The organism is Streptococcus oralis SK304 (assembly GCF_000287715.1).
In the GTDB taxonomy this organism is placed as follows: Bacteria; Bacillota; Bacilli; order Lactobacillales; family Streptococcaceae; genus Streptococcus; species Streptococcus oralis_Y.
In genome coordinates, this window is sequence record NZ_ALJN01000015.1 from 1 (window position 1) to 18,608 (window position 18,608).

At 40.8% G+C, this 18,608-nt stretch carries 19 protein-coding genes; 1 reads left to right on the plus strand and 18 read right to left on the minus strand.

The annotated features are described in order from the left end of the window. Positions 1–101: 101 nt before the first annotated feature. From HMPREF1125_RS06810 to pbp2a, 5 genes are all read right to left on the minus strand, one after another. A complete protein-coding gene (locus tag HMPREF1125_RS06810; protein ID WP_001049390.1) occupies positions 102–575 on the minus strand; it encodes a hypothetical protein in 474 nt (157 codons plus the stop codon). A 120-nt stretch (positions 576–695) separates the two neighbouring features. Then, positions 696–1,232 carry a transcription termination/antitermination protein NusG gene (gene nusG, locus HMPREF1125_RS06815; protein ID WP_000376728.1) on the minus strand — a complete coding sequence of 179 codons (537 nt, stop codon included), beginning with the start codon at positions 1,230–1,232 and terminating at the stop codon, positions 696–698. A 51-nt stretch (positions 1,233–1,283) separates the two neighbouring features. Next, positions 1,284–1,460: a preprotein translocase subunit SecE gene (gene secE / locus HMPREF1125_RS06820; RefSeq protein WP_000505776.1), complete on the minus strand. Its 177-nt coding sequence runs from the start codon at positions 1,458–1,460 to the stop codon at positions 1,284–1,286. 9 nt (positions 1,461–1,469) lie between these two features. Then, a complete protein-coding gene (gene rpmG / locus HMPREF1125_RS06825; protein WP_009755504.1) occupies positions 1,470–1,622 on the minus strand; it encodes a 50S ribosomal protein L33 in 153 nt (50 codons plus the stop codon). Between the two features lie 52 nt (positions 1,623–1,674). Next, on the minus strand, positions 1,675–3,870 hold the full coding sequence (gene pbp2a, locus HMPREF1125_RS06830; protein ID WP_000762592.1) for a penicillin-binding protein PBP2A: 2,196 nt from the start codon (positions 3,868–3,870) through the stop codon (positions 1,675–1,677). A gap of 86 nt (positions 3,871–3,956) precedes the next feature. On the opposite strand from pbp2a, the gene HMPREF1125_RS06835 reads away from it, so the two are divergent. Beyond that, positions 3,957–4,832, plus strand: a complete 876-nt coding sequence (locus HMPREF1125_RS06835) for an RluA family pseudouridine synthase (protein ID WP_080585601.1) — start codon at positions 3,957–3,959, stop codon at positions 4,830–4,832. A gap of 70 nt (positions 4,833–4,902) precedes the next feature. On the opposite strand, the gene gap is transcribed toward HMPREF1125_RS06835, so the two are convergent. From gap to rnpA, 13 genes are all read right to left on the minus strand, one after another. Next, a complete protein-coding gene (gene gap / locus HMPREF1125_RS06840; protein ID WP_000260673.1) occupies positions 4,903–5,913 on the minus strand; it encodes a type I glyceraldehyde-3-phosphate dehydrogenase in 1,011 nt (336 codons plus the stop codon). A 177-nt stretch (positions 5,914–6,090) separates the two neighbouring features. Next, positions 6,091–7,392: an ABC transporter permease gene (locus HMPREF1125_RS0102270; protein WP_000239858.1), complete on the minus strand. Its 1,302-nt coding sequence runs from the start codon at positions 7,390–7,392 to the stop codon at positions 6,091–6,093. Then, on the minus strand, positions 7,361–8,044 hold the full coding sequence (locus tag HMPREF1125_RS06845) for an ABC transporter ATP-binding protein (protein ID WP_002883080.1): 684 nt from the start codon (positions 8,042–8,044) through the stop codon (positions 7,361–7,363). Before HMPREF1125_RS06845 ends, HMPREF1125_RS0102270 begins: the two co-directional genes overlap by 32 nt. A gap of 175 nt (positions 8,045–8,219) precedes the next feature. Then, entirely contained in the window at positions 8,220–9,140 is a 921-nt protein-coding gene (locus HMPREF1125_RS06850; protein ID WP_000532000.1) for a helix-turn-helix domain-containing protein, read from the minus strand. A gap of 124 nt (positions 9,141–9,264) precedes the next feature. Continuing rightward, the gene (gene adhE, locus HMPREF1125_RS06855) at positions 9,265–11,916 is read right to left on the minus strand and encodes a bifunctional acetaldehyde-CoA/alcohol dehydrogenase (protein ID WP_000763994.1); all 2,652 of its coding nucleotides are present in this window, start codon (positions 11,914–11,916) and stop codon (positions 9,265–9,267) included. Positions 11,917–12,212: 296 nt separating this feature from the next. After that, positions 12,213–12,626 carry an MORN repeat-containing protein gene (locus HMPREF1125_RS06860; RefSeq protein ID WP_000413199.1) on the minus strand — a complete coding sequence of 138 codons (414 nt, stop codon included), beginning with the start codon at positions 12,624–12,626 and terminating at the stop codon, positions 12,213–12,215. Continuing rightward, on the minus strand, positions 12,613–13,056 hold the full coding sequence (locus HMPREF1125_RS06865; protein WP_002883078.1) for a low molecular weight protein-tyrosine-phosphatase: 444 nt from the start codon (positions 13,054–13,056) through the stop codon (positions 12,613–12,615). The genes HMPREF1125_RS06860 and HMPREF1125_RS06865 overlap by 14 nt, the downstream gene beginning before the upstream one ends. 47 nt (positions 13,057–13,103) lie before the next feature. Next, positions 13,104–13,424: a preprotein translocase subunit YajC gene (gene yajC / locus HMPREF1125_RS06870; RefSeq protein WP_001069055.1), complete on the minus strand. Its 321-nt coding sequence runs from the start codon at positions 13,422–13,424 to the stop codon at positions 13,104–13,106. Between the two features lie 117 nt (positions 13,425–13,541). After that, entirely contained in the window at positions 13,542–15,518 is a 1,977-nt protein-coding gene (gene tkt / locus HMPREF1125_RS06875) for a transketolase (protein WP_000067900.1), read from the minus strand. A 117-nt stretch (positions 15,519–15,635) separates the two neighbouring features. After that, entirely contained in the window at positions 15,636–16,259 is a 624-nt protein-coding gene (locus HMPREF1125_RS06880) for a hypothetical protein (RefSeq protein WP_000910056.1), read from the minus strand. Between the two features lie 55 nt (positions 16,260–16,314). Beyond that, positions 16,315–17,301 carry an RNA-binding cell elongation regulator Jag/EloR gene (gene jag / locus HMPREF1125_RS06885; protein WP_000242592.1) on the minus strand — a complete coding sequence of 329 codons (987 nt, stop codon included), beginning with the start codon at positions 17,299–17,301 and terminating at the stop codon, positions 16,315–16,317. Between the two features lie 14 nt (positions 17,302–17,315). Further along, positions 17,316–18,143, minus strand: coding sequence for a membrane protein insertase YidC (locus tag HMPREF1125_RS06890; RefSeq protein ID WP_002883077.1), 828 nt, complete (start codon positions 18,141–18,143; stop codon positions 17,316–17,318). Continuing rightward, entirely contained in the window at positions 18,118–18,489 is a 372-nt protein-coding gene (rnpA, locus tag HMPREF1125_RS06895; RefSeq protein ID WP_000748120.1) for a ribonuclease P protein component, read from the minus strand. Before rnpA ends, HMPREF1125_RS06890 begins: the two co-directional genes overlap by 26 nt. Between the last annotated feature and the right edge of the window lie 119 nt (positions 18,490–18,608).

Below are 18,608 nucleotides of genomic sequence, written 5' to 3' on the forward strand. Positions count from 1 at the left end.
GAAAAGGCGGTGTCTTAACCCCTTGACCAACGGACCTTGAGCTTTTCAACTCTTTCTATTATACCTACTTTTCCTCCTTTGTCAAGGACTTTTTTACCTCTTTACCGAAATTCTTTGAAGACGGTTGAGAGCTCCCTCAGAAGTGCCTTGCGTCCTCTGAAGACTTCTCCTCCCATGAGACGGTCCACTAACTCTTGTTTTTCCTTACTCTGCTTTGATTTGTAGTTCTTTAGAAGCTCGTGAAAGAGATAATAATCATCCAGTCTCAGCCCTTTTTCTCCTAAACGATGACTAATCTCGCTCACTTCCTCATAGGGTTCTTTATCGAATCGTCGCTTGTGACTCTCCTGTTTACGGATGTAATCTAGGATACGATTTCTAAATTTTGTTTTAAAGCAGACATATAGGCGGTGACGTTCACCTGCTAGCAACTCTGGATGGTGGTTGACTAGCTCATAGAGGCACAGCATACCTTCCTGATCCCAGTCCCCTTTCTCCCACAGATGGAGGTGATATTCTTTGCGGCACTTATGGACAATCCCCTTCGTTTCTTCGTATAGTTCTTTCAGATTCATAGACCTCTCCTTTCTGCATTTAGTTTATCAAAATGCACGAGCCCATGGGTCTGTTTCCTCTATTCTATACTTCTTCCTCTCTCAACGGCACATAAAAAGAGAGGCAAGGCCTCTCTGGGGTTATAATTCTGCAATTTGGTTTAGGTTTACTTCTGCAATCGTATCATTACCAAACATAGAGATAATCATCTTCACTTTGTTGTTATCAATTTCGGTAATTTTACCTGTGTAGTCTGCAAAAGCACCATCAATGATGCGGACAGTCTGACCAACTTCAACGTCAATATCAAACTCTTGAACAGTTTGTCCCATTGAAACCAGAATATCACGGATTTCTTGTTCCAATAGCGGAGTTGGTTTTGATCTGTTACCGTGGGATCCGACGAATCCTGTTACGTTTGGTGTATTTCGAACAACGAACCATGCTTCATCGGTCATGACCATTTCTACAAGGACATAACCCGGAAAGCGATTCTCTTCAATTTCTTTTTTCTTTCCATTTTTCTCAACTTGCACGGTTTGTGTTGGAATCTCAACGCGTAGAATATTATCCAACATGTTATACGTTTGTGCACGTTGCAATAGATTTTCTTTTACCTTATTTTCATAGCCAGAATAAGTTTGTAGAACAAACCATCCTTTGTCAAAACTATCCATGATATTTCCTTTCATAATAGAAGAAACTAGCAGAAGTTCTCCGCCTTTCTTCTAAAAAATGTTAATAAATCGAATCAAACCTGAAACAATCAACTGGTCAAAAATGTAAATGATGACCACAAAGAAGGCTGTGTATTCCATAATAGAGCGAAAATCTCTCCAGCTTTCCTTGCGAGTTGGCCACGTTGTTTCTTTAAGAAGTTTAAAAATATCCTTAATAAAACCCATCGTTCTCTCCTATCTCGTTTCTCTATGTGTCGTATATTTCCCACAATGTTTACAAAATTTATTTACTTCTAGTCGTGTTGGCTTGGGGTTCCCACTAGTTTTGATTGAGTAATTCCTTGAACCGCAAACTGCACAAGCTAGGCTTGCTTTTTTTAGTGCCATAACGCCTCCATCTTATCTATTATAACAAGAAACCTAGGCTTTGACAAGCCTCTTAACGAAATAGATTAAGGAATGAGTCCCATATTGTCTGGGCTTTTTCTTTTATCTTAGCTTCTGAAATCGCACGTCCCGCTTCATCTACAAGATTTTGTGCACGACTACGAATATCTCCTATTGAGTCCTCAGACTGGTTTGTTTCATTTTCAATAGCTTGCTTTTTAGTATTTTCTGGTTCAATCCCATTTTGTTTATAAGCATTCTTAACTGTAAAGGTGCTACCTGAAGTGTAAGGCAAAATGGTATTAGCCATACTTCTAAAGACGTGAGCTGCTCCATTTGAGGTCGAACCTGCTAGATAATGGTTCTCATCCGTCGTCGGGAAGCCGAGCCAGTGGGTAATTACCACATCTGGAGTATAACCAATCACCCACTGGTCACTAGTATATACTGAATTAAAAGCAGCCTCAGTAGTACCTGTCTTTCCAGCCATAACATAATCTGTTGGCGATGAACTAATTCCTGTACCATTGGTAAATGTTCCTAGCATCATGCTGGTCATTTTATCGGCTACCGACTTATCAATCACTCGTTTTTGAGAATTTTTATGACTCTTGATGACCTGACCACTGGCATTTTCAATACGAGTGATAAAATGCGCTTCAGGCATCAGGCCTTCATTAGCAAAGGCTGCATAGGCTTGCGCCATCTGGAGGGGATTCGTCTCTACACCTCCACCGAGAGCGACTCCAAGAACTCGATCAACATTTTCCATATTCAGGCCAAATCTCTCCCCAGCGTCAAAAGCTTTGTCAATACCTAATGCATTTACAGTCGCAACTGCCGGTAAATTGAGTGATTCAGCCAAAGCCTGATACATAGGTACTTCTGGAGATGTCTTAATGCCCGCATAATTATCCACTTGATAACTATCGTACTGCATCGTATGATTATCCAGTTGCTTGTTTAAGGCCCATCCTGCTTCTACTGCAGGTGTATAAACGACTAAAGGTTTAATGGTTGAGCCCGGGCTACGCTTAGACTGAGTGGCATAGTTGAAATTACGGAAGCCTGGTTTGTCATCGCCAGCTACGCGGCCAACAACGCTACGAACCCCACCTGTTTTAGGCTCTAAAGCAACACTACCTGATTCGGCGTGTGTTCCGTCTTCTGCCTTTGGAAATAGTGAGGTATTTTCGTAAACAACCTGCATGTTGGCTTGGTAGTTTTGGTCAAGTTCTGTATAGATTCGATAGCCGTTGTTGACAATCTCTTCTTCTGTGAGATTGTACTTGGAAACCGCTTCGTTGACAACTGCATCAAAATAGGACGGATAACGATAATCTGAAACCTTCCCTTCATACTTATCTTGCAGTTGAGAAGCCATATCTACTCCAGCCGCTTCGGTCTCTTGATTTTTATCAATATAACCTGCTGCAACCATATTTTGCAAAACAGTATCCCTACGGTTGGTCGAAGTTTCAACAGAATTTAATGGATTATACAATTCTGGTCCCTTGAGCATCCCTGCTAGAGTGGCCGCCTGATCAAGCGTTAGTTGTGAAGCCGATACACCGAAATATTTCTTACTCGCATCTTCAACACCCCATACCCCATTTCCAAAGTAGGCGTTATTGAGGTACATAGTAAGGATTTGCTCCTTGCTGTATTTCTTTGTCAACTCTAAGGCAAGAAAAAACTCCTTGGCTTTCCGTTCAACGGTCTGGTCCTGGGAAAGATAGGCATTTTTCGCCAACTGTTGAGTGATGGTAGACCCCCCTCCAGAACGACCTGCTGTAAGGATGGCTAGAAAGAAACGACCGTAGTTAATCCCATCATTTTTATAAAAGGAACGGTCCTCTGTCGCGACGACAGCATTCTGCAAGTCTTTACTGATATCTGTCAGCTCAACATAAGTTCCCTTTTGACCGGATAGGGCGCCAGCCTCTTTTTCTTCGCGGTCAAAAATCAGAGTTCGGGTTTTTAGGGCATTTTGTAAGTCATTGACATTGGTAGACTTGGCTATCGCAAACAAGTAGGTTCCTACCAGTAAACCAGCACTTAACCCTAAAATGATGACAATCTTTGTCAGATGATAGCGACGCCAAAATTTCCGAATTGCCCCTACTTGTGACAATTTTTTTCTATCGCTCCGAGAACGACGCATACTAGTAGAATCCGACTCCGCCGATTCATTCGTTTCTTTTTTAAAGAGAGAAAGAAACTTCTCAAATAATTTATCTAATTTCATGCGTTTATTTTATCATCTTCACCATGGGAACTCAAGAATTTAGCTACTCCCTATCCAAATAGGGCTTTTTTTGTTACAATATCTGTATGCAATTCATATTTACATTACCCGAATCCCTGCCTCAAATGACGGTCAAACAATTTCTAGAGGAACAACTCCTCATCCCTAGAAAAATCCGTCACTTTTTGAGAACCAAGAAGAACATCTTAATTAACCACGAAGAAGTTCACTGGAACGAGACGGTGAAACCAGGGGATATTTGCCAATTGACTTTTGACGAGGAAGATTATCCCAAAAAGGAAATACTTTGGGGAAATCCAGACCTCGTTCAAGAAGTTTATCAGGACCAACATCTTATTGTCGTCAACAAACCTGAGGGTATGAAAACTCACGGTAATCAACCAAACGAAATCGCCCTTCTCAATCATATCTCTGCCTACGTTGGACAAACTTGCTATGTCGTTCATCGTCTAGATATGGAAACCAGCGGGCTAGTGCTTTTTGCTAAGAACCCTTTTATTCTTCCCATTCTTAATCGCTTGTTGGAGAAAAAAGAAATTGCTCGCGAGTACTGGGCACTCGTAGAAGGACGAGTGGAGAGTAAAGAACTTGTCTTTCAAGATAAAATCGGGCGTGATCGTCATGATCGCAGAAAACGAGTAGTAGATCCCAAAAATGGGCAATACGCTGAAACACATATCAGTCGATTAAAGCAATTCCCAAATAAGACTTCTCTGGTTCGTTGCAAGCTAAAGACCGGTCGAACGCATCAGATTCGTGTTCACCTCTCTCATCACAAGCATCCTATCTTGGGCGACCCTCTCTATAATAGTAAATCAAAAACAAGTCGGCTTATGCTTCATGCCTTTCGCCTTTCTTTTACCCATCCACTCACCTTAGAAAAATTGAGTTTCACTGTTCTATCGGATACTTTTGAAAAAGAATTAAAAAAGAATGGATGACATTATCACTATTCTTATATATACAAAAAAGCAAGGCCAGAAAGCCTTGCTTTTTTTATCGACTCAAGAATTATTTAGCGATTTTTGCAAAGTATTCAAGAGTACGAACAAGTTGTGAAGTGTAAGACATTTCGTTGTCATACCATGAAACAACTTTAACCAATTGTTTACCGTCAACGTCAAGAACTTTAGTTTGAGTTGCGTCAAACAATGAACCGAATGACATACCTACGATATCAGAAGATACGATTGGATCTTCAGTGTAACCGTATGATTCGTTAGAAGCTGCTTTCATAGCTGCGTTTACTTCATCAACAGTAACGTTCTTATCAAGAACTGCTACCAATTCAGTTACAGAACCTGTTGGAACAGGAACACGTTGAGCAGCTCCGTCCAATTTACCGTTCAATTCAGGGATAACCAAACCGATTGCTTTAGCAGCACCAGTTGAGTTAGGAACGATGTTAGCTGCAGCAGCACGAGCACGGCGAAGGTCACCTTTACGGTGTGGTCCATCAAGAACCATTTGGTCACCAGTGTAACCGTGGATAGTAGTCATCAAACCTTCAACGATACCGAAGTTGTCATGAAGAGCTTTAGCCATTGGAGCCAAACAGTTTGTAGTACATGAAGCACCTGAGATAACTGTTTCAGTACCATCAAGAATGTCATGGTTAGTGTTAAATACAACTGTTTTAACATCTGATCCACCAGGAGCAGTGATAACAACTTTCTTAGCACCACCAGCGTGCAAGTGTTTTTCAGCAGCTGCTTTAGTAGCAAAGAAACCAGTTGCTTCAAGAACGATTTCTACACCGTCGTTAGCCCAGTCGATTTGTTCTGGATCACGTTCAGCAGAAACTTTAACGAATTTACCGTTAACTTCAAATCCGCCTTCTTTAACTTCTACAGTACCGTCGAAACGACCTTGAGTTGTATCGTATTTCAACAAGTGTGCAAGCATCACTGGATCTGTAAGGTCGTTGATGCGAGTAACTTCAACACCTTCTACGTTTTGGATACGGCGGAAAGCAAGACGACCGATACGTCCGAAACCGTTAATACCAACTTTAACTACCATTAGTGATTTCCTCCTTATGAAAATCCTGAAAATTTTATTGTGAAAAGAGTAACTTGGATCACTACAAATCACCTTTCAACGAACCTATTATATAACTATTTGAGCTTAATTGCAAGTGCTGACCTTGATTTTCTATGTCAGTTTCTTTTTGATAGGATGCCTCTGTAATTTCTTTCTCTACTCATAGCGTAAGGATTCCACTGGATCCATTTTGCTAATCTTACGTGCTGGGAAGAAGGCAGAAATATAGCCAAGAAACAAAGCAAAAATGAATGTCCCTAAAATAGAGAGAAGATTTAATTCAAAAACTTTAGAGATTGATGGATAGAAATGGTGAACAATAACATTCGCTAGACTTCCTATCCCTTGAGCAATGATGAAAGCTATAAACAAGGCAATTCCTACAATCCAAAGAGCTTCGTAGATAAAGATTCCTTTCACATCTCTATTTTGATAGCCAACAGCCTTCATGACACCGATTTCCTTAGAACGTTGCATGATATTGATATAAATGATGATGCCTATCATAACTGCTGCCACCACAATCGCTTGTGAAGAAAGTACAATCAGCAATCCCTGAATGACACGAATAAAGGTAATCACAATATCAAGAACGGCCTGTTGAGAAAGAACTGTATACTTTTTATTTTTCTGCAATTCTTCTATTACTGTTTTCGTACGAGATGGGTCTTTAAGCTCCAAAATAAAATAGGATACAGCCTTTGTGAATTCAGCTTCTTTTAAAATCGTTTCCATCTGGTTGGAAGCCATGAAACTATTGCTATCCTCTGCATCATCTTCGTCATTGATGACACGCATAATATAAGTTTGAAAACCTGCCAACTTGCTACCTTCAGCAGCATTTTCTATAATGGTTGCTGAGACTGGCTTGCCAATAACATCACTAGCCGTCAGATTGTTTCCTGTTTGTTCGTTCCAATTTTTGAGCAAACTCATCGGAATCGTCAATCCTTGTTCGTTAACATCCGTATAAAGGGAGCCTGCTAGCACTTTTTCTTTTTCATTGCTACTAACAGAAATACTTGTGTCTTCATACAAACTCACGACTTGAGCATAAGACGGCATGGCTTGGCTAAAATCTACTTCGTGTCCGTCTATGCTAATTTTTGACATGGTCATGCCAAAAGGACTTTCTAGATATTTAATATTTTCTTTCCCAATCGTATCCACGATATAGTCCTTATCATCTTGGTTCAAAAAACCTCTGCCAGCAGCACTAGAATTCAGCGCAATCTGAACTTGAGAAGGGAGCTTCCCCCCGTTGGTATTTTCATCAATCATCGAAATCAAGGCATTTCCTAGCCCAAAAGAAATCAACACGCCTACAAAACCAATCGAGGTCGCTACTGCAATCAACAGGTTACGCCACTTTCTTTCCATAAAGTTACTTAAAGAAAGCTTGAATTTGTTTTTAAAGGACAATCCTTTATTTTTTGACTTCTTCAACAACTTCACCATCCTTCATTTTGATAATCACATCTGCATATTCAGTAACCTCCGGGTTATGAGTAACAATCAGTACTGTTTTCCCAGCTTGGGCCAAATTTTTGAACACTTCCAAAACCATCTCCTGAGATTGAGAATCGAGTGATCCAGTCGGCTCATCAGCTACAATCATATCTGGTTGATTTACCAAAGCACGCGCAATGGCTACACGTTGTTTTTGTCCACCAGATAACTGTTTAACATTCTTAGCCATAAAAGGCTCCATCTCTAGACTAAGAAGTTGCTCCTGAGCGATCCTTGTCATTTCTTTATCCGATAAATCTTTGACATAGAGAGGCAACTTGACATTATCCAGAACCGATTGATGGGGGATGAGATTGAAGTTTTGAAAGACAAATCCAATGTTGTCTTTGCGAAATTGAGTCAATTCAACCTCCGATAGTTCTCTGAGAGACTCCCCTTTAAAATGTAAAACCCCCTCGTACTCCCTATCTAGGCCACTGATGATATTCAGTAGACTGGTTTTGCCACAGCCTGACGGACCATAAATCGCTGTAATTTTCCCCTCAGCAATCTGCAGGTTAATATTTCTTAGAGCCTGCTCTCTATTATTCCCATCCAAGACGTAAAATTTTGAAAGATTTTTAATGGATAAAATAGACATTACAATCTCCTTTAATCACTTGTGATATCGTGAACCGTTACAAACTACAATAGACAATGCTAATATAAATTAATCTAACAGAATCAGATTCAAAAAAATTCCTTCTTTTTTCGAATCCATTGTAACAAAAAAGCGACATTTCCCCAATGACAGAAATGTCACTCCTATAAAGCATTTAACAATACCTTTCTAAGTCTTCGCTCCATTCATTATCTAAACTAACGATTAACTTCTCATTGCCAAACATTCTCGCCATCATTTTTGCTTCTTCATACTTTTGTTTGGCTGTTTCATAATCCGTCTGAATATAATATTTCCACTCAAGCATCAAGACAATCGGTTGTTTTTGAAAATCTCGTGTTTTTTGCCCTATTTTATTTAAGGCCTCGACTGCCCTCTTAAAATAATGAAGCAACCCCATAATCTCTATACAAGTTAAAGAAGCTAACAAGGAGTCTCTAAGTAAGTCCAAACAATCGAACTCTATCTTATCAACCTGAGAACTTAATTTGTCATGAAAACAAAGAATAGTTTCATGCTCAGACTTTTTTATCTCACCCTCGTTTAAACCATCCATTAACTGACAAAGAAAATACAGTCTCAATTTCAACAATTCCTCAGCCCTATATACATCTCTGGATAGTAAGTCTTGAAGACTGTCCTCAATCACACTGCTTCCATATAAGGAATTACTAGTCATTCTCACTGCATCTATAGCTTGAAGACAATCCACTAGCACTTTCTCATCACGTGGCAAATCATCATAAAAACTCTCAAAAATCTCATCAAAATATTCTTCCTTCTGTTCCTGTAACTCTTTATCTCCATAGTCAGGATGATGAAGAAGAAAGTACTTTAATTCTTGGTAACGCTTGGGTAATTCCTTATAGTCTGGCATCAGAATATAGGTTGGAATATCTAGCCTATTCGCTATATATTCTAGTGTTTTTATCGTAGGACGAAACTCTCCCTTTTCAATGCGCACCAACTGACGAACGGATAATTCAGACTCATCCCCGCAAAAGACTGGACGACTAAGCCCTTTCTCCTCTCTAAGAAGCCGTACCTTCTCTCCTAATTCATTCACTTGTCCCATATCTTCCTCACAATGCCATAAAAATGTTTGATGTTCAAATAAATATATGCGCTTATTATACCATTTTTCAAAAAAATGTACAAAAAAGAGACAGGATTTCTCCTGTCTCTAGGCTGATAAACGATTATTTGCGACGTCCTGGACGTTCTGCATAACCATAGTAAGCATCTGCCATGATTTCTTCCATGTCAGCTACCATTGGCAAGCGAGGGTTAGCAGGTGAACATTGATCTTCATAAGCAAGCAAAGCAATTTCATGCAAGCTGTCTTTCCAAGCTTTTTCATCAATTCCTTGATCCTTGAAGTTCATCTTGATACCTACTGCAACACCAAGTTCGTAAACCGCTTTAGCGTATGCTTCAACTGCTTCTTCTGGAGTTGAGTGAGGCAAGCCAAGCATTTTCGCGATATCTTGGAATTTCTCATCAGCTTTCCAGTAGTTGTATTTAGGCCATGTAGTCGTCTTAGATGGGCGAGTACCATTGTAACGGATAACGTATGGAAGCAAGATTGCGTTTGTACGTCCGTGAACAGTATGGTGAACCGCACCGATCTTGTGGGCCATTGAGTGGCTCATACCAAGGAAGGCATTGGCAAAGGCCATACCAGCCATTGTAGATGCATTGTGCATTTTTTCGCGAGCTTCTGGATCAGCTGTCTTAACAGATTTTTCCAACCATTCAAAGACAAGTTTGATTGTTTGAAGGGCGATACCGTCTGTATAGTCGTTAGCGAAGTTTGAAGTGTAAGCTTCAGTCGCGTGTGTCAAGACATCCATACCTGTGTCAGCAGCGATGAAGTCTGGAACTGACTCAACCAAAGCAGGGTCAACAATCGCAATAGTTGGTGTCAATGAGTAGTCAGCCAATGGGTATTTACGATTGTTTTTCTTATCAGAGATAACGGCAAATGGTGTTACTTCTGAACCTGTACCTGAAGTTGTTGGAATACCGATGTATTTCGCTTTCTTACCCAGTGATGGGAAGCGGAAGGCACGTTTACGGATGTCCATGAATTTTTGAACCAAGTCACGGAAGTCGATTTCTGGTTGTTCGTAGAAGAGCCACATTACTTTCGCTGCATCCATTGGAGAACCACCACCAAGAGCGATGATTGTGTCTGGTTCAAATGCTCTCATTACTTCAGTACCACGTTCTACAGTTGTGATATCTGGGTCTGGTTCAACGTCTGAGAAGACTTGGACAGTTACACGGTTGCTGCGTTTGTTCAATTGGTCAATAATGCGTTGAACAAAACCAAGTTTTTCGATCGATTTGTCTGTAACAATCATAACGCGCTCAATATCTTCACATGTTTGAAGGTATTGGATAGAGTTGCGTTCGAAGTAAATTTTTGAAGGAACTTTAAACCACTGCATATTATTTCTACGTTTCCCTACTTTCTTGATGTTTAGAAGGTTGATCGCACTCACATTATCACCGACTGAGTTGTGTCCATATGAACCACATCCAAGTGTCAATGATGGAATGAAGGCATTGTATACGTCACCGATACCACCGAAAGTAGATGGAGAGTTCCAGATAATACGCATTGCTTTGATTTCTGTACCAAAGCGTTTAGCAAGAGCTTCGTCTTTTGTATGGATAGCTGCTGAGTGACCAAGTCCGTTAAACTCAACCATTTGACGAGCTTTTTTAAGACCGTCTTCTGTATCTTCAGCTTTTAGGACAGCGATAACTGGTGACAATTTTTCACGAGTCAACGGTTCTTTTGGTCCTACTTCGGCACATTCTGCAGCCAAGATGTTTGTGCCTTCTGGAACGCTAAATCCTGCTTGTTCAGCAATCCATGCTGCTGGTTTACCAACGATGTTTGCATTTAGTTTAGCACCTGCACAGTTTTTGCTATTAGCTTTTACACCGAAACAGAATTCTTCAAGAAGTGCTTTTTCTTTTTTGTTTACAAAGTAAGTGTGGTATGATTTGAATTCTTCTACAAATTCGTCATATACTTCTTTATCAATGATAACGGCTTGTTCTGATGCACAGACCATCCCATTATCAAATGATTTAGACATAACGATGTCATGAGCAGCTTGACGAAGGTCAGCAGATTTTTCTACATAGGCAGGAACGTTTCCGGCACCTACCCCAAGAGCTGGTTTTCCACATGAGTATGCAGCTTTAACCATAGCATTCCCACCAGTTGCAAGAATAGTTGCAACACCTTCGTGGTTCATTAGCGCTCCAGTTGCTTCCATAGATGGCTTTGTAATCCATTGAACACAGTTTTCAGGAGCACCAGCTGCAATCGCTGCATCGCGAACGATTTGTGCTGCGTGAGCTGATGATTCTTGAGCTGATGGGTGGAAGGCGAAAACGATTGGGTTACGTGTTTTCAAAGCAATCAAGGATTTGAAAATCGCTGTTGAAGTTGGGTTTGTTGTCGGAGTGACACCACAGATTACACCGACAGGCTCCGCAATCTTTGTCAAACCTGTAATTGGATCATCTTCGATAACTCCAACTGTTTTAACTCCACGCATATTGTTCACTACGTGCTCACAGGCAAATAGGTTTTTTGTTGCCTTATCTTCAAATACACCACGACCAGTTTCTTCAACTGCGTGTTGTGCAAGGATACCGTGCGCATCAAGTGCTGCAACAGACGCTTTTGCTACGATGTAGTCAACTTGCTCTTGGTTCAACTTGCGCATTTCATCAAGCGCAACCAAGGCTTTTTTCACGAGACCGTCGACATGCTTTTCAGCAGCAAGTTGTTTTTCCTCTGGTGTTACTGTTTTTTTATCAGCCATATTATCCTCCATAGCCTTTAAGGATGTTATCCTTTGTTAATTTTTTCACAAGTTCATTATAACTCTTTTTTTATACTTTGTAAACAGTTTCATAAGCATTTCACAAAGAAATTTCCTGAGTTTGTGAATTTTTTCTCAACCCGCCTGTGCAATAGAGTTTTATCTGGATGATTGTGAAATTATGAAAATTATTTTTTTATTTCACAAAGTTTTTTCTAGTTGATAGCTATTTATCAAATTCGAGCAGAGAAAGCGCTTTCTTCCTTACTTTTAAAAATAGCCTCCTCATCTGGAGACTACTGTTTTTGTTGGAAAACGCCTTGTTTAAAGGTTCCTTCATAGACAACTTCTTGCTCTGTCGTCAACTTTCCTTGACCTTCAGCCTGGCCATTTACAAAATCACCTTCGTATTTCCAGCCATCTTTTGATTGGAAAGTCCCTTTTCCATTAAAGGCTCCATTATTGAAATCACCTGTATATTGGTCCCCATTTTCAAAGGTCATGGTCCCCTGACCATTCATTTTCCCTCGTACCAGGGTACCATCATAAACAAGGGCACCACCATCAAGTGTCAGGACACCCTTTTTGGGTGTATTTAGTAGAAATACCGAAAGGGCACAGAGTGCAATTACGACTACTGCAATGAACTCTAGCCTAGGGCGAGTTAGGTAAACTCTATACTTTTCATAGATTTGTTTAAGCTTTTCCATTGTCACTCTCATTTTCTAATCGATTTAGCCAGCTTCGACATCCACTTGTGATGCGAGCATAGGTTTCCTCAAAATCTCCTGTATACCAAGGATCTGGAACACTTTCAGATGCAAAAGGGTAGATCTTATGCTGCAATTCCTGAGGACACATTTGACGCAGATCTGAAACGTTTGAAGCATCCATACCGATAATATAATCAAACGATTCAAAATCTTCTCTACGAATCTGGAGTGATGTTTTGTCTTTGTCATACGGGATCTGATACTGCTGGAAAATTCCTTGCGTTCCCTTATGAATCGGATTACCATGTTCCCATGATGACGTGGCACGACTCTCAATCTGGTAATCGCTCGTCATGGATTTCATCACAAACTCTGCCATGGGGCTACGGCAGATGTTTCCTAAGCACACAAATACTATTTTTCTCATCCCTTTTCCTCTTACTTCATAGAAAAACGGGAGTGACAGGTCCCGTTTTATTCTTCGATTGCTCCGCCTTCGTCAACAACTGTTCCTTCTGGTGTCACAGCCTCTTTGAGCGGTAAAACGGTCTTGATAGCAGCCAATTCAAAAGTCAAATAAACGCCATCTACATCAAGTACGATTGTTCTCTTCTCAGTGTCTACTTCATCCACTGTTCCGTAAAGGCCGCCAATTGTAATAACTTCATAGCCTTTTTGAAGTTTATTTAAGCTTTCCATACGCTTTTGAGCTTGTTTCTTTTGAGAACGTTGCATAAAGAACATCAAGGCCATCATACCTACAAGCATGATTAAAAAAGTAATATTTGGATTCATTGTTTTCTCCTTTGTCTTTTACATAGGACTACTATATCAAATTTCAGCTACTTTTACAAGGTTGTACCTTGTTTTTATGGTTATAAAAAATCAGAGCTTTCACTCTGATTTCTGCAATTATTTCAAATTTTGAACGACTTTGACTAGATTTTCTACCGTAAATCCGTACTCTGCCAATACTTTTGGTGCTGGGGCAGATGCTCCGAAAGTATCAATACCGAGAACTGCACCATCAAGGCCAACATATTTGTACCAGTTTTGAGTTGCACCCATTTCGACTGCAACACGACGGCGGACTGCATTTGGAAGGATTTCTTCCTTGTAAGCTGCATCTTGTTTATCAAAGACATCTGTAGATGGCATGCTGACTACGCGGACTTTTGCGCCTTGACTAGCCAATTCTTTGGCAGCTGCGACAGCCAGATTGACCTCTGAACCTGTTGCAATCAAGATGGTATCAAAGTCAGCTGCATTTTCATAGACAACATAGGCACCTTTTGCAACTTTGTCAAAGTCTGTTCCCTCTTCAACAGTCAAGTTTTGACGTGTCAAGACAAGAGCAGTTGGTGTTTTTTCACTTGTCACCGCAAGGTACCAAGCTGCTTGAGTTTCACGCGCATCTGCTGGGCGGAAAACATTGAGATTTGGCATGGCACGAAGACCTGCCAAGTGTTCAACTGGCTCGTGAGTTGGACCATCTTCCCCAACTGCAATAGAATCATGGGTGAAGACATAAGTCACAGGAAGTCCTTGTAAAGCTGACAAGCGGACAGCTGCCTTCACATAGTCAGAGAAGACGAAGAAAGTTCCACCGTATACACGAAGTCCACCATGAAGAGCCATCCCGTTCAAGATTGTTCCCATAGCAAATTCACGAACACCAAACTGAATGTTGCGGTTCAAGCGATTAGCGTCATCTTGAAGTCCATCCGTTTTGATGTAAGTCATGTTTGAGTGAGCTAGGTCAGCTGATCCACCTAGGAAGGTTGGCAACTTAGCTGCCACAACGTTCAAAGCATCTTGACTTGAATTACGAGTTGCTTGAGAGAAGCCGTTTTCTAGAGCTGGGAAGTCTGCTGGAGTCACTTCAACTGGATCACGTCCGTCGATGATAGCTTCTACTTCTGCAGCCAATTCTGGATGCGCTTCTTTATAGTCAGCAACTAATTTTGTCCAAGCTTGATAAGCTGATGCGCCACGGTCTGCAACATTTTCTTTGAAATCAGCATAAACTTGTTCTGGAATTTCAAAGGGTTCATAGTCCCAACCAAGCGCTTGGCGAGTTGCTGCAGTTTCATCTGCTCCAAGAGGAGCACCGTGTACCGCATTGGTTCCTTGTTTGTTTGGAGAACCGTATCCAATAACAGTCTTCACTTCAATCAAAGATGGTTTGCCTGAAGCTTTAGCTGTTTCGATAGCAGCATGGATAGCTTCCAAGTCTGTTCCATCTTCAACCAAGGCTGTATGCCAACCGTAGGCATTGTAACGGTCACGAACACTTTCTGTGAAGGAATCTTTTGTCTCACCATCCAAGTTAATGTCATTTGAATCATAAAGAACAACCAACTTGTCAAGTTTTTGCAAACCTGCATATGAAGCTGCCTCGCTTGAAACACCTTCCATCAAATCTCCGTCGCCACAGATCACATAAGTATAGTGGTCAAAGATATTGAAGCCTTCGCGGTTATACTTGGCTGCAAGGAAACGTTCTGCTTGGGCAAAACCAGTAGCAGTAGAAATCCCTTGTCCTAGAGGACCAGTTGTAGCGTCAACCCCTGCAGTATGGCCAAATTCTGGGTGACCTGGTGTTTTTGAACCCCATTGGCGGAAGTTCTTGACTTCATCCATGCTAACATCTTCAAAACCAGAAAGGTGAAGAAGGGCATAAAGAAGCATAGAGCCGTGTCCTGCTGAAAGAATAAAGCGGTCGCGGTTAATCCAGTTTGGTTGGGCTGGATTGATACGAAGTTGTTTTGTAAAGAGGCTATAGGCCATAGGAGCAGCCCCCATAACCACCCCTGGGTGACCTGAGTTTGCTTTGTTGATGGCGTCAATACCTAGAAAACGAATTGCATTAACAGATAGATTTGACATAGAATTTCCTTTCTCTTTGAGGTGATTAATGAATCACACATCCTATTTTACTATTATATGAAAAAATGCATAGAATAGCAATAAAACAATTTGCGTTCATCTAACACATTTGATTTTCTATACCCTCGTCACTTCATAGTACGGAAGCAAACGAGTATAAGCGTCTTCTAGCTCCTCCAATATCGCTTCTACTGACTGATTTTCAATGAAGGAAACATCTGACTTGACTAAGACTTTTCGGGCTTCCTGACTGCTCACCTTCTCGCGTAAAGTACGGCGATTCTCCTCAGTAGCCTCCACCTTATGACTTTCCCCATTTGAGTAGACTAGATAATAAATTCCTTCTACCGCTGGAAGCTCTAAAACCTTGGCTTGCTTGTCTAAGGTCTGTTCATCTTTCTTTCGCTCGATGAAACTGACTTCCAAAGAAATCCCAAAGTCAGCAGGTGTTCCATACAAACGAAGAGCCATCATAGGTTCTGTCACTTGTCCGTCTCTCTGTAGATAGGCCCAGAAATGCGGTCGCAAACGCTGCGCTTGGTTCATCCACTGACTAGTCTGTTGCAGTTGCCATTCTGGATGACTTGCTTGAAAGGTTTTGGCCAATTCTGTGAAAGCTTTTCGGGCATCTTGGCCTTTGTGACGCAATTCCAGCATCTTCTCTCGCTCTTCTCCCGCTTTATCAGGATTACGGTACTGGAGCCCTGCAAATGATAGATATTCTCTAACTGCTTTCAGCATATCTGAATCTTTCCTTTCCTAGCAAAAAATCAGGATGAACCTGATTTTACTTTGCTTATTCTGCATCTACGACAACATAGCGATTTGGCTCGTCACCTTCAGAGTAACTCGTCACGCCATCCATGCGTGAAATAATGCGATGGATAATCTTGCGTTCGCTATTTGACATTGGATCTGTTTGTTGGCTACGCCCTTCTTCTAAAACGCGAGTCGCCAATTTTTGAGCGTAGGTTTGCAAGACTTCTGCACGGTGTTCAACGTAATCATTGACATTAATCATGATGTAGAAAGTTCTTGAATAGCGATTGTAAAGGTAATTTTGCGCTAACAGTTGAAGAGCTTTCAAAACTTTTCCGTGGTAGCCGATAATACGACCTGGTTCGTTGGTATCAATTTGAAGATTGATAATGCGACGGTTATAGTCACTTGAAATGATACCTTCGACATCTATATCATTCAAAATCGTTTGAACATAACTAGCGACCTCAGCTACTACTTGTTCGATGTCATAACTTGGTTCTACTTTCAAGCCTAAATCCTCCAAAGATTGGCTTGTTGCTTCCTGCGTTTCAGTTTCTTTTTCTGGAGCAGATTCCACTTCCTCGGTAGTATCCTCTGGTTCCAAATCATTTAAAATTGAAATATGACCTGTTTCTTCCAAAATCGTGCTGGCGTGCTTTTCATTTTTCAAGATTTCAGCCTTGACCTCTTCAGAGACACCTTGACCTTCTTCTTCAATTTTCTTAATCGCTTCCACTACATGCCCCAAATCAACTGTTGCTTCACTGACGGTCTTCACTGGTTCATTCTTTTCATTGACTTCTTTAGGAACACCCTTAACGGCCTGCTGATTGGCTTTGATCACTGTCGTTTCACTAATCGCTTCGATATCAACTTGGGCTGGCTTCTTACCAAACAAGCCTAAGAACCCTTTTTTCTCTTTCGAAACGACCTTGATGTGGGCCTTCATTCTTGGAATGTCTAATTCTTTCAATCCTTTTTGGATTGCTTCTTCAACCGTTGAACCTGTAAATAATACCATTACCAGATTCCTCCTTATTTTTTCTTTTTCTGTGCTTTTTTCAAGGCTTTTCTCTTCTTACCTTCTAAATCTTTTTCTGCTTGTGCCACTGCTTCTCTTTCAGCAATAATCTTGAAAGGATTATTCAAGAAATAGGTTTGCAGAACTTGATAAGCATTAGATACAGCCCAGTACAAGGCTACACCACTTGGGGCGGAGATGGCAAAAACAAAGATCAATACAGGCATACCATACATCATCCCTGTCGTAGCTCCACTTTTTTCGGACAAAGCTTTATTCGATAACCAGCTACTCAAGAAGGTAAAGACTGCTGCCAAAATTGGAAGGACAAAACTTGTATCTACTCCCCCCAAATTAATCCATAAAAAGTGACCTGTTTTCAAAAAATCTACTCGACTCAAGGCTTGAAAGAGCGCTAAGAGAACCGGCATTTGTATTAAAATTGGCCAGAGAGAGGATGAATGCTTGATCCCTAACTCTTTATAAACCTTGCGCATTTCCTGGTCTAGCTTGGTTCTACTTTCCATATCACGACCCGGATATTGCTCTCGCAAAGCCTTGATGCGTGGTTGAGCCTCTTGCATTTTTCTAGAGGCAACCATCTGTGTCTGAAAGACCGGTAATAGAATCGTCCGAATCAAGATTGTGAAGAGGATAATTCCCACTCCGATACTAATGTCAAAGGACAAAAAGCGGATAATTTCAGCAAAAAAATAGACGAATTTACTCCAAAAATCTGTCGAATCCGCTGTTATATCGCTAGCTGTACTATTTGTTGCACAGGCCGTCATGATAAACAAGGACAAGCCCAACAAACTAGTCAACTGTAGTTTCTTTTTCACTCCCATTTCCTTCCTGATAAATCTTTGATAACTTTAATACGTGGAGTAGATTTTTCTCCATCTCTGCATATTCCAAGGTTTCCACCCCTTTTCGGGCAATCACGACAAAATCGACATGCTCTACCAAACTCCCTTTTACACTTTGTAGAATGTGTCGGATTCGTCTCTTAATTTGATTTCTGGTAACTGCATTCCCCAGCTTTTTGCTGACGGACAGCCCTACTCGAAAATGGTTTTGCTGGTTTTCCAATTGGTAGACAACAAATTTTCGATTGGCAAAACTCGTTCCGTCCTTGAAAATCGCCTTAAAATCTTTCTCTCTTTTTACACGAAAGCTTTTCTTCAAAACTCAACTCCATCTATTAAATTACTACTATTATAACATTTTCCACCAATAAAAACTAGACAAATACCGTCAATTATAGACAGAAAGACTATTTTCAAAAATTCTTACCTCAAACATTA

Excerpts from the sequence above, each read along its gene's own strand:
- HMPREF1125_RS06810 (WP_001049390.1), bottom strand. The coding sequence starts at position 575 with ATGAATCTGAAAGAACTATACGAAGAAACGAAGGGGATTGTCCATAAG.
- nusG (WP_000376728.1), bottom strand. The coding sequence starts at position 1,232 with ATGGATAGTTTTGACAAAGGATGGTTTGTTCTACAAACTTATTCTGGC.
- secE (WP_000505776.1), bottom strand. The coding sequence starts at position 1,460 with ATGGGTTTTATTAAGGATATTTTTAAACTTCTTAAAGAAACAACGTGG.
- rpmG (WP_009755504.1), bottom strand. The coding sequence starts at position 1,622 with ATGGCACTAAAAAAAGCAAGCCTAGCTTGTGCAGTTTGCGGTTCAAGG.
- pbp2a (WP_000762592.1), bottom strand. The coding sequence starts at position 3,870 with ATGAAATTAGATAAATTATTTGAGAAGTTTCTTTCTCTCTTTAAAAAA.
- HMPREF1125_RS06835 (WP_080585601.1), top strand. The coding sequence starts at position 3,957 with ATGCAATTCATATTTACATTACCCGAATCCCTGCCTCAAATGACGGTC.
- gap (WP_000260673.1), bottom strand. The coding sequence starts at position 5,913 with ATGGTAGTTAAAGTTGGTATTAACGGTTTCGGACGTATCGGTCGTCTT.
- HMPREF1125_RS0102270 (WP_000239858.1), bottom strand. The coding sequence starts at position 7,392 with ATGGTGAAGTTGTTGAAGAAGTCAAAAAATAAAGGATTGTCCTTTAAA.
- HMPREF1125_RS06845 (WP_002883080.1), bottom strand. The coding sequence starts at position 8,044 with ATGTCTATTTTATCCATTAAAAATCTTTCAAAATTTTACGTCTTGGAT.
- HMPREF1125_RS06850 (WP_000532000.1), bottom strand. The coding sequence starts at position 9,140 with ATGGGACAAGTGAATGAATTAGGAGAGAAGGTACGGCTTCTTAGAGAG.
- adhE (WP_000763994.1), bottom strand. The coding sequence starts at position 11,916 with ATGGCTGATAAAAAAACAGTAACACCAGAGGAAAAACAACTTGCTGCT.
- HMPREF1125_RS06860 (WP_000413199.1), bottom strand. The coding sequence starts at position 12,626 with ATGGAAAAGCTTAAACAAATCTATGAAAAGTATAGAGTTTACCTAACT.
- HMPREF1125_RS06865 (WP_002883078.1), bottom strand. The coding sequence starts at position 13,056 with ATGAGAAAAATAGTATTTGTGTGCTTAGGAAACATCTGCCGTAGCCCC.
- yajC (WP_001069055.1), bottom strand. The coding sequence starts at position 13,424 with ATGAATCCAAATATTACTTTTTTAATCATGCTTGTAGGTATGATGGCC.
- tkt (WP_000067900.1), bottom strand. The coding sequence starts at position 15,518 with ATGTCAAATCTATCTGTTAATGCAATTCGTTTTCTAGGTATTGACGCC.
- HMPREF1125_RS06880 (WP_000910056.1), bottom strand. The coding sequence starts at position 16,259 with ATGCTGAAAGCAGTTAGAGAATATCTATCATTTGCAGGGCTCCAGTAC.
- jag (WP_000242592.1), bottom strand. The coding sequence starts at position 17,301 with ATGGTATTATTTACAGGTTCAACGGTTGAAGAAGCAATCCAAAAAGGA.